Origin of the sequence: Lysinibacillus sp. NPDC058147 (assembly GCF_042884205.1) — a bacterium.
In the GTDB taxonomy this organism is placed as follows: domain Bacteria; phylum Bacillota; class Bacilli; order Bacillales_A; family Planococcaceae; genus Lysinibacillus.
On the sequence record NZ_JBHVUJ010000006.1, the window covers coordinates 122,499 to 137,178 of the forward strand.

Annotated in this window: 18 protein-coding genes; 2 read left to right on the top strand and 16 right to left on the bottom strand. The window is 37.4% G+C overall.

All coding sequences use genetic code 11. The features are described 5' to 3' along the window. Nucleotides 1-166: 166 nt before the first annotated feature. Together ACFVT8_RS17780 and ACFVT8_RS17785 are read left to right on the top strand one after the other, a co-directional pair. Nucleotides 167-313: a hypothetical protein gene (locus tag ACFVT8_RS17780; protein ID WP_387084388.1), complete on the top strand. Its 147-nt coding sequence runs from the start codon at nucleotides 167-169 to the stop codon at nucleotides 311-313. Between the two features lie 212 nt (nucleotides 314-525). Continuing rightward, complete coding sequence (locus tag ACFVT8_RS17785) at nucleotides 526-705, top strand: recombinase family protein (protein ID WP_387084390.1); 180 nt, start codon at nucleotides 526-528, stop codon at nucleotides 703-705. A 124-nt stretch (nucleotides 706-829) separates the two neighbouring features. Here ACFVT8_RS17785 and ACFVT8_RS17790 read toward each other — a convergent pair whose 3' ends face one another. The 16 genes from ACFVT8_RS17790 to hmpA all read right to left on the bottom strand — a co-directional run bounded on the left by ACFVT8_RS17790 (nucleotide 830) and on the right by hmpA (nucleotide 14,618). Then, nucleotides 830-1,534 carry a DsbA family oxidoreductase gene (locus tag ACFVT8_RS17790; RefSeq protein ID WP_387084392.1) on the bottom strand — a complete coding sequence of 235 codons (705 nt, stop codon included), beginning with the start codon at nucleotides 1,532-1,534 and terminating at the stop codon, nucleotides 830-832. Between the two features lie 13 nt (nucleotides 1,535-1,547). Next, complete coding sequence (locus tag ACFVT8_RS17795) at nucleotides 1,548-2,324, bottom strand: sulfite exporter TauE/SafE family protein (protein ID WP_387084394.1); 777 nt, start codon at nucleotides 2,322-2,324, stop codon at nucleotides 1,548-1,550. A 110-nt stretch (nucleotides 2,325-2,434) separates the two neighbouring features. Beyond that, nucleotides 2,435-2,662 (bottom strand): sulfurtransferase TusA family protein, encoded by a 228-nt coding sequence (locus ACFVT8_RS17800; protein WP_387084726.1) that lies wholly within the window; start codon nucleotides 2,660-2,662, stop codon nucleotides 2,435-2,437. A gap of 157 nt (nucleotides 2,663-2,819) precedes the next feature. Next, nucleotides 2,820-3,947, bottom strand: a complete 1,128-nt coding sequence (locus ACFVT8_RS17805; RefSeq protein WP_387084396.1) for an MBL fold metallo-hydrolase — start codon at nucleotides 3,945-3,947, stop codon at nucleotides 2,820-2,822. Nucleotides 3,948-4,040: 93 nt separating this feature from the next. Beyond that, the gene (locus ACFVT8_RS17810; protein ID WP_387084398.1) at nucleotides 4,041-4,436 is read right to left on the bottom strand and encodes a DsrE/DsrF/DrsH-like family protein; all 396 of its coding nucleotides are present in this window, start codon (nucleotides 4,434-4,436) and stop codon (nucleotides 4,041-4,043) included. Between the two features lie 12 nt (nucleotides 4,437-4,448). Further along, nucleotides 4,449-5,003: a sulfurtransferase TusA family protein gene (locus ACFVT8_RS17815; protein WP_387084400.1), complete on the bottom strand. Its 555-nt coding sequence runs from the start codon at nucleotides 5,001-5,003 to the stop codon at nucleotides 4,449-4,451. Between the two features lie 77 nt (nucleotides 5,004-5,080). Next, nucleotides 5,081-5,377 carry a rhodanese-like domain-containing protein gene (locus ACFVT8_RS17820; RefSeq protein WP_387084402.1) on the bottom strand — a complete coding sequence of 99 codons (297 nt, stop codon included), beginning with the start codon at nucleotides 5,375-5,377 and terminating at the stop codon, nucleotides 5,081-5,083. Nucleotides 5,378-5,389: 12 nt separating this feature from the next. Continuing rightward, complete coding sequence (locus ACFVT8_RS17825; RefSeq protein ID WP_387084404.1) at nucleotides 5,390-5,731, bottom strand: rhodanese-like domain-containing protein; 342 nt, start codon at nucleotides 5,729-5,731, stop codon at nucleotides 5,390-5,392. A 42-nt stretch (nucleotides 5,732-5,773) separates the two neighbouring features. After that, nucleotides 5,774-6,034: a metal-sensitive transcriptional regulator gene (locus tag ACFVT8_RS17830; protein ID WP_387084406.1), complete on the bottom strand. Its 261-nt coding sequence runs from the start codon at nucleotides 6,032-6,034 to the stop codon at nucleotides 5,774-5,776. Nucleotides 6,035-6,247: 213 nt separating this feature from the next. Next, nucleotides 6,248-6,472, bottom strand: a complete 225-nt coding sequence (locus ACFVT8_RS17835) for a sulfurtransferase TusA family protein (protein WP_049663225.1) — start codon at nucleotides 6,470-6,472, stop codon at nucleotides 6,248-6,250. A gap of 15 nt (nucleotides 6,473-6,487) precedes the next feature. After that, nucleotides 6,488-7,549, bottom strand: coding sequence for a YeeE/YedE thiosulfate transporter family protein (locus ACFVT8_RS17840; RefSeq protein WP_387084408.1), 1,062 nt, complete (start codon nucleotides 7,547-7,549; stop codon nucleotides 6,488-6,490). Nucleotides 7,550-7,916: 367 nt separating this feature from the next. Beyond that, on the bottom strand, nucleotides 7,917-8,969 hold the full coding sequence (locus ACFVT8_RS17845; protein ID WP_387084410.1) for an LLM class flavin-dependent oxidoreductase: 1,053 nt from the start codon (nucleotides 8,967-8,969) through the stop codon (nucleotides 7,917-7,919). 16 nt (nucleotides 8,970-8,985) lie between these two features. Continuing rightward, on the bottom strand, nucleotides 8,986-10,029 hold the full coding sequence (locus ACFVT8_RS17850) for an LLM class flavin-dependent oxidoreductase (protein WP_387084412.1): 1,044 nt from the start codon (nucleotides 10,027-10,029) through the stop codon (nucleotides 8,986-8,988). Nucleotides 10,030-10,045: 16 nt separating this feature from the next. Further along, nucleotides 10,046-11,461 (bottom strand): 4-hydroxyphenylacetate 3-hydroxylase N-terminal domain-containing protein, encoded by a 1,416-nt coding sequence (locus ACFVT8_RS17855; protein WP_387084414.1) that lies wholly within the window; start codon nucleotides 11,459-11,461, stop codon nucleotides 10,046-10,048. After that, nucleotides 11,424-12,893 (bottom strand): 4-hydroxyphenylacetate 3-hydroxylase family protein, encoded by a 1,470-nt coding sequence (locus ACFVT8_RS17860; RefSeq protein ID WP_387084416.1) that lies wholly within the window; start codon nucleotides 12,891-12,893, stop codon nucleotides 11,424-11,426. The genes ACFVT8_RS17855 and ACFVT8_RS17860 overlap by 38 nt, the downstream gene beginning before the upstream one ends. A 558-nt stretch (nucleotides 12,894-13,451) precedes the next feature. Next, entirely contained in the window at nucleotides 13,452-14,618 is a 1,167-nt protein-coding gene (gene hmpA, locus ACFVT8_RS17865) for an NO-inducible flavohemoprotein (protein ID WP_387084418.1), read from the bottom strand. Nucleotides 14,619-14,680 lie beyond the last annotated feature (62 nt).

Here is a 14,680-nt window from a genome sequence, read left to right on the forward strand (position 1 = left end):
TTCTGTTTTTTCTTTTTGTGATGGCACTGAATAATCTTAGGTTACTTAAAATATAAAATAAAAGGTAACTAAAAAATGGTGTTCCTATGAGCAAAAAAGAATTGTTTGTACATGAACGTTGTCGGAGTCGCCATTTTGATGTGGCTATCTGTGAGTCGTCCCAGTATTGGCATTACAAAAAAAGGTTTCTCTCACACTTACAAAAGAGGATTGGGAGCAATTTAATGCAAAAGTAAAAGGGAATCATTCACTTTTTTTACGCAAAATATTTGCAAAAGCTTTGAGCGAAGGAGATACAGGAGACTTTATATAAAATTAATTAAGTAACTTTATTATTTGTCTTTTAAACAATCGTTTTATGTTCATTTTAAGAAAGAACCAATTAATAGCTTTTATATGCTATAAAGTGTCCTTGTTATTCATAAATCTGTCTACAATGATTTTATATAATCAGTACGGAAATAAAGACAAATGAAGGATGTTCATAGCAAAAAGAATTATTGGCTATAAAAACAGCTTTACCTGTTGACTGATGAACTACAAAAGAAAGGTATGCAATTTGTTAGTATCAACGATCAACTTGATACAACTACACCGACTGTAAAGGCTATGTTCGGAATGTTAGCTATTTTTGCAGAGTTTGAGAGGAATGTAATTCAACAACGTACTAAAGCAGGGCTAGAAGCTGCCAGGAACGAGTTTTAATTACAGTTGGAGGAAGTACCAGTGATATTGCTTGTAACACTGTTTATAATATATTAAACGAAGAAAATAATAGAATCCTACTTAATGCCGAGCACAGCATTGCACCCGGCATTATAGCGTTCCCTTATAATTTACATTCACCATCAGCACAAATAGCTTCACCATCACCTATCATCTTTAATACCGGCTGGATACCCGCTATCTCTGCCGCTTGATGCAAAGTTCGTACAAAAACCTCATTCGGCTCTGCACCTTTAATACCGTAACGATTTTCAAAAACAAAGAACGGAACACTTTGTACACCTAACTGTTGAGCATCATATCGATCTCTGTCTAAAGCTTCACAGAAGTCATTCGATGCCAGTACACCCTTTGCAAGTTCAACATCTAAGTCTAAATTTCCAATGACTTTTAACAAGAACCTCTCATCGTTTAAGTCTTTCCCTTCCGTAAAATAACCACTCATAAGCTCTTCCGTATAAATCGACTCTTTACCGAACTTCCTTGTCCATTTTGCCAATCGATGAGCTTTTTCAGTATGGGCTGTTTTCATTTCTTCAAAATTGTAATGCAAGCCAACCTCTTCAGCCCTCATTGCTATACCCTTAGTCATTTCATTTACTTCTTCCACCGTGGAGTTAAATTTCGCGACCATACCCTCATATAAAGTTGGTGCATCTTTCTTAGGCGTATCTGGCCCAATTTGATATGCTTTGTATTCAATTTCTACCTGCCCTGAATAACCTGCTAAGTCAATAGCACGTTCCAGCTCTCGTTTGCCAATATAGCAGAACGGACACGTAAAATCCGAAAAAACCTCAATTTTCATTTACTACCTCCCCCTACAATATATCCATCCAAATTTTAATAGCAGTTGCCAATATTAGTACCGCTAACATAACTTGTAAAATTTTTGTATTTAACTTTTTTCCTGCTTTCGCACCTAGTGGAGCAGCTACTAGGCTAGCTATAATCATAATAAATGCAGGATAGTAATTAACTTGTCCCGTCATCAATTTCCCTATTGTCCCGCCTATTGAGGATATTAAGGTAATAGCAAGGCTTGTAGCGATTGTCATACGTGTTGGTATACCTAATACTACTAACATGATAGGTACTAACAAGAAACCACCTGCTGCCCCAACAATCCCCGATCCAATACCAACAATAAACGCTAATACGGCTGCTATCGGTTTATTGAACGTTACCTCATCTAAAGGTTTGTCGTCAATTTGCTTCTTAGGAATAAACATCATCACTGCAGCAATCAACGCTAATACACCATAAACGATGTTAACTCCTACTTCAGATAAAAATTTGGAGCCATAACTACCAATGAAACTTCCTGCTAATACGGCACCGCCCATATATATAATCAGTGATTTATTTAAATAACCGCCTTTTCGATACGTCCATACCCCAGCAGCAGAGGCAAAAAACACTTCTACTGCACTAATACCCGATACCTCATGTGCTGAAAATGCTGCAAAACCAAGTAAAGGTGGGATATATAATAACATTGGATATTTTATAATTGCTCCGCCAATTCCTAGCATTCCTGATACAAATGAACCGACAAAGCCTATCAAAAATATTGTAATGATCCATGTTAAATCCATACTTTTCCTTCTTTCTGGTCACTTCACCTTAAGGACATTTTAAATTTCCACCAATTAATGAAAGGAGGGTTGCTCTAAACTTCAAATAGAAGAGACAACCCTCACCAGTTTTAAGCTTTCTGAATAAAGAATGTAATGACACCAGCGTCTTCAAATTTATCTAAAATTGTATGACCGCCAGCTTTTGCCCAAGCAGGGATGTCCGCTAGAGCTCCCTTATCTGTTACTTGAACCTCTAAAATCCCGCCTGAAGCTAATGTATCTATCGCTTTTTTTGTTTTCACTATAGGCATTGGACAAGATAAGCCTTTTGCATCTAATTGTAAATTTGATTTCATATTTTTCTCCTTTGGAACAGCAAAGGTTGTAAGCGATTTTGCCGGTCCTCTTTGTTTTCTCGCGACTTTACGAAGGATGAGCGCCTTCGCTTCACGATATTTACATGCTATATCCACGCATCGTACTCATTGCATTTGAATTTCTTTTATAAACGAACTACCGTACTGCACAGCGATTCGGACCAATTTCCATCTCTGTTTGTTCATCCTGCGTTGGAGTAATCTTCCCCATATTTACTTGACGAATTTCTTGATATGCGTTTGGCTGTGGAGGTAAATGCTCTGTTACGACACTTCGGAATTCTGCCTCATCTTTAATATTTAAGCCGTGATTTTCAGCAAATAATTGTCCAAGATGTTTTGCTACAGTTCCATCTTCATTTAATTCATCAATAATCATAAAATGAGCTGGTAAAACAATTAGATCATCTGATAATTCTCTGTATCGTTTGTAAAGTGTTTCGCGTAAATCACCAACCCAATCTTCTGCAAGACCCGCTAAATCAGGGCGTCCAATTGAATCAATAAATAAAATATCTCCAGTTAATAAATACTTGCTGTCCACAACGAATGACGTTGAACCAATTGTATGACCAGGCGAATAAATCGCTCCTACGTCAATTTTAGATGCGCCAACCTGTACAGTTGTTCCATCAAGTAAAGGTATATAGTCAAACACAACCTCTTCTGCATCTTTTGGTGGTAAATAATACGTCGCACCAGTAGTAGCCGCTATATGTCGTCCACCAGATATATGATCAGCATGCAAATGTGTATCAAACACATATTTAATTTTTACGTTTTTATTCTCTGCAAAGCTTGTGAATACATCGGTAAAACGCACAGCATCAATAATCGCTGCTTCACCCTCAGAGATGACCATATAAGAAAGGCAACCCTTCCCTAAGCGTACAAATTGATAAAGCTCACCACCACCTGTTAAATCTCCAACTTTAATCGGTTCTAAATATTCACTCCACGTTTTCATTCCACCTTCTAAATAAGCCACCGTGCGTCCCACTTCTGATAGCATCTCGGCTACCATCAGCGATGAACCTTCTTTCGCACAAACGACTAACACATCCTTATCCGCTGGAATCTTCGATAAAATATCCTCCACGCCATCTAATAGCTCAAAATACGGAATATTAAGGTATTCAAATTTATGGCCATCAATTTTCCAATCTTCAAATGCGTCCGCATTTCGAACATCTAAAATAAATAGTTCTTCATTATTAATTACTTTTTTCGCTACTTGTGCTGCATCCCATTTTAGAACTGACACTTCGATTACCCCCTGAGGTATTATTTTATTGGTTTTTTTAGCGGAAAGGACTGTCCTCTCCGCCGGTATAGCTGTATAAATCAATTATGTTAATTAGAATGTTAATGACGGTGCTGCATCTTTCGCAAACTCTAAGAACGTCACAGCCCCTCCAACCTCGATACCTTCAATAAAATCATCTGTCGTTAAACTCATTACATCCATCGTCATTTGACACGCGATAAATTTCACACCTAACTCCTGTGCCATCTCCACTAATTGCGGAATTGCTGGTACATTAGCTTTAGCAAACCCTTCTGCATAATGCTCCGCTCCCGCAGGCATAGGTAAAGCATGCATTCCTTGTTTATGAATTAAATTTAACCCTTCGAATGTAAAGAAGATAGCTACTTCTTTCTCTGTAGCCGCCGCTGCCGTTGCAATATTGAATACCTTATACGCATCGAAAAGACCACCGTTACTTGCAATTATCGCTACTTTATTTGACATAATAAATTCCTCCTAAATATTATTCATTATTTCGCCCGTCCAGGATGTCATACCTGGAAGAACGTTAAATACCTTTGTAAAACCATGTGCCGCAAGCTTTTGAGCAGCTAAATCACTACGCTTCCCAGTTCGACAAACGACATATATCTCTTGCTCTTTGTCAAGTTCAGAAAGGCGAGCTTCTAGTTCCCCCATCGGAATAGACTTTGCTCCCTCGATATGTCCAAAAGCAAACTCAGCCTCCTCACGAACATCGAGAATAAGACCTTCTCTTTCCATAACCTTTTCTAACTCAATTGTCTGTTCAAATGTTCTCTCATCCACCGTGTCATCTGAACATTTACGAATGTAATGTTTAAGCACACTCTCTTCTTCCACTGTCCCAATATATTGATGACCCACAGATTCAGCCCACGCAGCAATATCCGCCTTCGAGCCCTTATCTGTTGCTGATACTTCTAAAATTTGACCATCTACTAAATCAGCCATCGCCTTTTTCGTTTTAACAATCGGCATAGGACAAGAAAGCCCCTTGGCATCTAGCTGAAAATCTGCCTTAATACTCATAACTTCCTCCTTATACCTATACGGGTATTATTTTTACTAAAAAAATATAGCAAGCGTTACAGGTTCTCTGCATCTTCTTACTTTACTTCTCCATTCCAAGCGAGCATGCCACCAACCATATTGGATACATCGAAGCCTCGGCTTTCTAAAAACTGAGTAGCACTACCACTTCGTCCACCTGATCGACAGACCATAACGTATGATTCATTTTTATTTAGCTCATGCATACGAAATTCAAGTAAACCAAGTGGAATGTGAATAATGCCCGGGATGTGTCCTGACTCCACTTCATCTACTTCTCGTACGTCGATTAAATTTATTGCCTGACCTCGCTCTAAAGCTTGTTGTACTTCTTTTGTTGAAATTTCCTTCATGCTTTTCTCCTCCTAATACGTGCTCATACCTCCACGGACATTTGTTACACGCTCAAATCCTTGTTTTTTCAGTTGTTTACACGCCTGACTACTGCGCATGCCGCTTTGGCAAATGACAACAATCTCTTTATCCTTCGGTAATTTGTCAAAGCTAGAACCGAGCGGAATGTTTTTAAATTGCGGGATATTTCGCCCCTTATATTCAGCAGGTGTACGCACATCGATAAAAACTTTATCCTTATCATTTAGCATATTTTTCAATTGTGCCATCGAAATTGACTGTACCCCTTTCGCTGGCTTCATTCGCCAAACGAAAAACGCTATAACAACAGCAAGTATAATCCATGTTCCCAAGTAATATCGCCTCCTACACATACTATTTAGGGTATATAAAATTTATCTGCTTTTCACGACTAAATCCATTGCTTCTTGGATCGCCGCATCGACTTTTTCAGCATCCCCTTCAGCAGTCGTTACACATTCCAATAAATTTTCACTAACGATTACTCCGATAGTCCGATCAACCGCAGAACGCACGGCAGATAGCTGTGTAATCACATCTTTACAGTTCTTTTCTTCTTCCATCATGCGTAAAACACCACGCAATTGACCTTCTATTCGCTTCACTCGATTAGCTGTTTTCGCACCGTAAGCCATACTATCACGCCCCCTTCCAAAACGATCGATTGAACTCACTCACGAGATTTATAATATACCCCATTAGGTATAATGTCAACATGAAAGTTCTTATTTTTTCTTAACCATCATTACAATGTTTTTTCCTCCTGTATCAAAAAAAGCGAGCAATTCGACGATTTTACCATCGAATTGCTCGCTTAAATAGACTTTAAAGCATATTGCTATGCAAGCTTATTTCTTTTTAATAGTAATTGTCCAAGCAGCTTCACCAACTTGTTCATACTCTGTTACCTCGTGCCCTTCTTCAGCAGCCCAACGAGGAATGGATTCTGTACCTTGTGTGCAATCAAATTGCACTTCTAATTCATCACCTGAATTTAAGTCTTTTATAGCTTCTTTTGCTTCTACTAAAGGAAATGGACAAACCATACCCATTACTTCTAATGTTCTTTTCATATAAAACACTCCTTCTTACGCTGTTATTACTTGCGTAGATTGCTTAGCTTTTTTACTTGGTCGAACGAATACAAAGTAAGATGCTGTCCATGTACCTAAAATCATGAACCCTAATGAAATCCAGCCTTGCCAAGTCATCATCGCTGTCATCACCAATCCATTACCAATTGAGCAACCTCCTGCTAAACCTGCGCCGAACCCCATCATAAGTCCGCCACATAGGCTATTAATCGCTGTTTTTGTATCTGGTATACGGAATCTAAATTCGCCACTCATTTTTGCTGCAAATAATGATCCTAAGAAAATCCCTAGTACTAGGAAAACACCCCAGTTGATGTAGCTAATTTCGCCTGTCACTAAAAATTGCAAAATATTAGCAGAAGGTGTTGTAACTCCTAATCCATGGATTCGACCAGTAGCAACACTTAATGGCCAAGCTAAAATTGCAATCACGCCAATAATTGTTGCAGTAATAAATGGATGCCAACGTTTTTCAAATAAAATATGTGCTAATCCCGTTTTTTTCGGCTTTAACCCCGGGATTTTCACTCGTGGCTTCTTGAGCTCACGGTAAATGATAAATGCTACAACTACTACAAAAATCGTTATAATCAACCAGTTGTTTACGCCAATTGTCTCAGCAATAGAATTACTTTCAATGCTCGTTTCTTTAATAGTTTTATCCAGTGGCAACAATACGCCTGATTTCATCATTGCTGCTACAAGCATATATCCAGCTAATGCAATCCAACTGCCAATTAAACCTTCTCCTGCCCGATACCAAGTCCCTGTTGCACAACCACCAGCGAAAATAATGCCAATTCCAAAAATAAATGAACCCACAATAACAGCTACGATTGGTAAAGAACCAGCATTGAATTCAAATACCTTTAAACTAATTAAGGTATATACACCCACACTTTGAATTGCTATCGCAATAAGTAATGCGTAAAACATACGGTTATCTTTTGTTAAATACATATCGCGGAATCCGCCGGTTAAGCAAAAACGACCACGTTGCATAACAAATCCAAGTAAAGCTCCACAAATAAGTCCCGTAATAATCATTTGGACCATCCACAATTCCCCTTTGCATACCCTAGTATTCTTATAAGATATATTACCACTTGTTTTACTACGAATTCAATTACTTTTTTTATAACTCCGAAAAATCTAATAACTCTTTCATACCTATGCACACAAAAACCCTTGCTATAAGTGCAGATAACCGCTTCTTATAACAAAGGCCCGTATATTTATTTATTTATTTTGCTAATTCCCCGCATCTCTATATCCTATAATTCCATAAATATTGTCAGCTTGAATCTTCAAAGATGCTGGGTGAACCACATCAAATAAACCTTTCTTACTAATATATCTCTTCGATAAATTTTGTATTTAAAACACCCCTCCATTTGTATTTAACCTATAGAATTACAATGTTTTAAAGGTTAAAAATACTGTTATTCAGTTTTGTGATAACATGTTCATGAAATTCTGGTAATTCTTTTAACGGCTCTTTAAATGTAATTAGCACCTTTTCTATACCAACGCTACTTAATTCTTGTAATTTAGCAGCTACCTCATCATAACTACCGATTAACCCTGTACGAAAACCTTCATTATTAGCTACAAAATCACTTAACTGAGTGGCATTTTTCCACATTCCTAACGTTTCTTTACGATTCTGGAACTGCAGGATTGCTTCCTCATCGGCATGGTCAATAATAGATTGAAATTCTTGGAGCGCTTCTTCAGAAGTTTTACGGGCGATCACAAATGCATTAACAGCAAATTTTATCGTCCGACCATTTCTTTTTGCAATCTCTTTTACATTTTCAATCTGTTTTTGCAACTCTACAATCGGCGCTCCGTTCATAAAATAAACATCACTATGCGCGCCCGCCATAACTTGAGCGTCCTCTGAATTACCACCTTGATAAATTGAAGGATACGGCTTTTGAATTGGTTTTGGTGTAAGCGTTGCATTTTTTATTGTATAGAATTCGCCTTCGTAGCTAAAGTTATCTTGTGACCAAAGACCTTTCAATACCTCTAAATACTCTGTTGAACGTCGATAGCGATCTTCGTGATTGATCCATTCAATACCAAAGGTTTCCTGTTCTTTTTTAAACCAGCCACTCACTAAATTAATATGAAATCTCCCATTTGAAATGACGTCAATCGTTGAACCTATTTTTGCTAAAGTTGCCGGATGGATGAACCCAGGCAAAACAGCTGCTATAAAGTGAATATTTTTCGTTTCAGCAAATAATGCTGCCGCAATCGTAAGGGCATCCAGCTGTCCTTCTTCAACACTACCATTACCACCAATATTCCCTATATATCGAATCGGAAATAAAACAGCATTTATATCTAACTTTTCAGCTAATTTTATCAACGTTTTATTGTACTCAAAGCTTCCTTCTGTATTTTGCTCTATCCTAGAACGTAAAAATCCACCTGCTAAATTTGAGCCCCAAATTACAAATTCCATTCAATGATCACCCCATTTATTCAAATAATGGTAATACCTTTTCACCGAAAATTTCCGCTTCCTCTTTATGAGGAAAGCCTGATAAAATAAAGTGCGTTACACCGATATCAATATACGCTTGCAATCCTGCTTTCACTTGATCTGGTGTACCAACAATGGCGGTTCCTGCACCTTTTCGAATTTTTCCGATACCTGCCCAGCTGTATTGATCAAATCGCTCGTTTTCAGCAGTAAGGACGTTCATTCTTTTTTGAGCCACCGAATCTACCGTTTCATAATATCGATTAAGATTCGATTGTACAGGGTTTTCAATTTTACTAATAATGTTATAAGCAGCATCCCAAGCCTCTTGTTCTGTATCCCGTACAACTATATGGATCCGAATACCGTACTCTAATTGACGATTATACTTTTTAGCTCGATTTTCAACGTCTTGAATTTGCTCCTGAATGCCCGCAATTGGCTCCCCCCATTGCAAATAAACATCTGCAGCTTTAGCAGCTATTTCCTTAGCTATATCGGAAGAACCTCCAAAATAAATAGGAATACCTTTTTCTTGATAGAGAGTAGGAATCAACTTTCCTTCAGTTACATTAAAAAACTCGCCATCATGATGAAACGATTCTCCTTGCCACGTTTCTTTCACTACAGTTAAGAATTCATCTGTACGTTCATAGCGTTGTTGATGTGATAAATAGTCACCGTCTTGTGCTAGCTCTTTTTCTGAACCGCCCGTTACAACATTGACCAACACTCTTCCCTTAGAAAATTGATCTAAAGTCGCTGCCATTTTAGATGCAACTGTCGGTGAAACAAAGCCGGGTCTAAATGCAATTAACGGTTTTATATGCTTTGTCTGATGAATGATAGCAGACCCTACAAGCCATGAATCTAAATAAGGAATACCTGTAGGAATCAAAATCCCTTCAAATCCTGCTTTTTCTGCCGTTTGAGCTACATCTACTAAATACTCAAAGGTCGGCTCTCTTTCAGGCTGCTTTAACCCTAAATACCTTCCATCTCCATTTGTAGGAGCAAACCAATAAAAATGTGGTTTCATAGTACTCTCTCCTTACCTAATTAAATTCTTCAACTAACTTTAACAGTCGATCCTTTTCACTATAGTTTTGATATTGCGCTGCAAAGGTACGAACAGGATCACCTGAATAAAAACGTTCATATAATTCGTGACGCGCTCCAAGCTGACTACCTATTAAATCCCAAGCTAGTTTAATAAACTTGGTTCTTGCAAATGCACTTGTATGTGTACCTCCATAATACGCCTGTAACTTGTCACCTATTGGCCCATCGATTTCTTGAATAGTAGACGGCACTTGTAGTAATCCACTTGCTCCAATTTGCTGTAATATTTCCAAAGCACGTGGATAATAACGTGTACCTAAATTTCGAGCAGTCGTTAAAAATCGTTGTTTAGGTAGATAAATCCCATTGTGTTCGATAGCTTCATATTCAGCCGCATTTAATAAACCCTTTATAGTTTCTAATTGTATGATTAACTCACTTAACTTCTCTTTTACATGTAAAAACTCCGTCGCTCCAGCCGTTTCCGCTAATTCGTTGCCAATTGCTACTACAGATTCTAATTTACTAATCAGGCGTACCACCGTCTGATGCTGACTTAACAAGGATGATGCCGTTTCAATTCGTAGCTTCCAAGCTAATTCAGGATCTTCTGCTACCAACACCCTTTCCCAAGGGATTAGCACATTATCGAAAATTAAGACAGCATCCATTTCATCAAAACGAGAGCTTAAAGGGTGGTTGCTTGTATCAGTAGAAGCAAACGATTCTCGACATACCATATGTAGCCCTTGAGCTGAGGTTGGAACATAAAATATATTTGCCATTGGTGCTTCGTCTAACCCTCGCTTATGATAAGAGGTTATGAGCAGTTCATCTACATATGGTGCTGCTGTAGCAATTGTTTTGGCACCGCTCACAAAAATTCCTTCTTCATTTTTAGTAACTACACGCAATTTCCCATGCTCTATCTCCTCAGCAGATTTTGAACGGTTTTTTTGCGGGTCATGTGCTGCTACCGTTGATAATAAATCTAAATCACGTGCCGCTTCGTATAGTTTTTCAAGCTTTGTTGCAATACCCGGTGACAAAGCATCTAATTGGTGTTTACTTGCATACCAACCTACTAACTGCGAACGAGAATATTCGGATAAACGGCTCATTACCCCAAATGTTTCATCTACCCAGCATTTATATGCCGAACTTTTCCTTTTCAAATCATTGATTGATGTTGGAACTAAAAAAGATAAATGGGCATTTGTACCTTTTTCCGTTTCATACGTTAAAATCGATTTTGTCGGCTCCACTGTTTGTAAATTTAATAAATGCTGTATTGTTTGAACAGTCCCTTTAAAGGCCTTATGATTTTCTAAATTGTTAACAATCTCTCCATCTAACCAAACTGTTCGCCCATTATTCAACCTCTGCAAATACGGAATCGGCGTATTCATCTTCGTTTACCTCCCTTTCAATCAAATTATTCAAAAAATGATTTAACTTATTTTTCAAATAGGACTTATCATAAGTTTCATACTGCAATGCATAAACGCGAATTGGATCTCCTGTATAGAACCGTTCGTATAAATCGTGACGTGAGCCAAGTTGACTACCAATAAGTTCCCACCCGATTCTAAATAAATTTTCTTTTGTTCGTGCATCTACCTTGGCCCCTTTATAGTATTTAGAAAATAATGGGTATAATTCGTGATTTTCTAGAATCGGAGATGACGATAATTGAATAAAGCCTCCTGCGCCAATCTGCTTTAAAAGATCTAGAGCGCGGCCATAGAAATGGGTACCTAAATTTCTTGCTGTTTGTAGTGGAGTAATATTAGGTAAATAAACATTCTGCTCATTTAGATGCCCTTCTTTTTCTGATGAAATTAATAAGGCTTCAATACTATCAATTTGTGTATAAAGCTCCCCTATTTTCTCCTGAACATGTAGAAAGTAATCTGCACCAATTGATTGAGCTATTGCCGTTGTAACTCCAGCAATAAATTCTAATTTTGATAGCAAACGAACCACCGTTTGATGCTGTGCTAGTGCATCAATTTGCTGATGCCGATGAGCCTTCAACACGCCCTCAGGTGAACCCTTAATAAGCACCCTATCATACGGAATTAAGACATCGTCAAATAATAAAACAGCGTCCATTTCATCGAATCTCGAACTTAATTTATGATGATCTTTATTTGAAGCAAATGATTCTCGACAAACGATTTGTAGTCCTGGTAAGTTTAATGGCACAATAAACATATTTGCTTGTGCTATTTGATTTGATGATAATTTTTGCGGAGAGGTGACAATGACATCATGTGCATAAGGAGCACCAGTTGCAATCATTTTAGCCCCTCGTACAACTACCCCCTCCTCGGTCTCCCGTATAATACGCAATAATGCATCTTCATCTTGCTCTTCTGCTGGTTTCGAACGATCAATTTGAGGATCCAAAATTGCAGTAGTAACAATTCGTCGGTCATCTCTAGCCAACTCATAATATTTCGTTATTTTTTCAACGAATCCATCATCATATTGCGCAAACTGATGACGATCCAAATAGTATCCGGTGATTAGAGAATTAGCATAATCTGATAAACGGCTCATGACCCCATAGGTTTTATTAGACCATAGAGCAAATGCTTTTTTACGCTTTATTAAATCCTCATAGCTACGCGGAATATAAAATGCACTATGAACAAATCGATTACTTTTCGGACTTCTAAAACCAGCAATGCTTTGATTGTTCTCATCATCTAGAAGTGCTAATAAATACGTGATAGTTTCTAATGTTCCCGTAAAGGCAGGATGAGTTGTTACGTCTACTTTTACTCCGTCCAGCCACACACTTCTTCCATCTTTCAAACTTCCACTAAAAGACATTATTATCTCCAACTCCTTTTTCATGAACACAAAAAGCTCCCACCAAATCCCCTTCGCAAATCTTTGCTTAAGACATTAATGAGAGCTCCATTTTTATGGTCACCTATGAATATTTTTTATGGCCCCGAAAAACAAAATCGGAGCTTTTAGTTCTAAAACCAAAGCTCCGATTTTTTCAGTCGCCACATTATATAAATTAATTTACATATTAAACCAAATAAAACCGATAAGTCAAGTACATTTTAAAAATCATTTAATCCATTATGCATCGGCATAATTGAGTCGGATGCTTTAGGCCAACAAATGTTTTTTGCGCGAAAGCGAAGCGACAGCAACAAAAGACATTTACTGAAAGAAGTTAAAAACCTATTGATTTATAAAAAAGCATTCGCTGTAATGCTACTAATACAATTGGTACTGCAGATTTCCAGAAATTTATTGAATCCAATAAAGACTACGAAGGATTTCACCGACCAGATTATTTTAAAGATTAATTCTTTATGAAAATAAAAAGATGACGTACTTTTAATTAAGAGCACGTCACCACAATTTTGAATTTCATTTTACTAATTGCATAGCTGGACCAAAGAATTCATAATGAATTTTTTCGTCTTTCACGCCAATCTCATGTAAATTTTTAATAACCGCTTCCATAAAGCCAACAGGTCCACATACATAAACATCTGCATTGTTGGCTACTTTTTCAGCTAATAATTCTTTTGTAATTTTCTTATCTTCATCTGAATATAACGCTGTGTATGTTGCATTTGGAAGCACATTTACTTTCTCTTTAATATCATCGCTAAATGCTACAACTTTTTCATTGCGCGCACACTGGATAAAGCTCACTTCATTTGCCGCATCATCTTTTAACGATTGCAGCATACTGTTTAATGGTGTTACCCCGATGCCACCGCTTACAAATGTAATTGGAGCAGAAGTTTCTTCTAATACAAATAGTCCTGCTGGAACACTTACATCTACTAAATCTCCGACTTCTAATACGTCGTGAATAAAGTTAGATACTTTACCATTTGGCGTATGATCGCTTTCACGTTTTACAGAAATACGATAGCCATCTTCTGTACTTGCTTGTGAAAGTGTATATTGACGGTTCATTAAATATTTTTCGCCTGGTACTTTCACACGGATACTGATATATTGACCTGGTTCATAAGTTGGTAGAGGAGAACCATCTTCATTTTCAAAGTAGATAGAAGTAACAAGATCACTTTCTACAACTTTTTTCGCCACTTTCAATGGTTTAAATAAACGCCATCCGCCATTACCTTCCGCTTTTTGATATAGCTCTTCTTCTACTTGAATGAAAATATCTGCAATTACGCCATATGCTTCAGCCCAAGCATTAATAATATCATCTGTTGCTGCATCACCAAGCACTTCTTTAATCGCTTTTAGTAAGTTTTCTCCTACTATTGGATAGTGCTCAGGTAAAATACCTAGACTACGGTGTTTATGAGCAATTAACATCACCGCTGGTAAAATAGCTTCTAAATTTTCAATATGAACTGCCGCAGCATAAACTGTGTTTGCTAATGCCGTTTGCTGACGACCTTTTTCTTGATTTGTATGGTTAAAAATATTTAATAATTCTGGATGAGCTTGAAACATATTTTTGTAAAACGTTTTAGTAATTTCCACTCCATGAACTTCTAATACAGGAACTGTTGCTTTAATAATTTGTATTGTTTCTTGTTTTAACATATCGCTTACCACCCTTTCGTGATTACAATATAACGCTCTCACTTTTTTAAAGCAATATATAA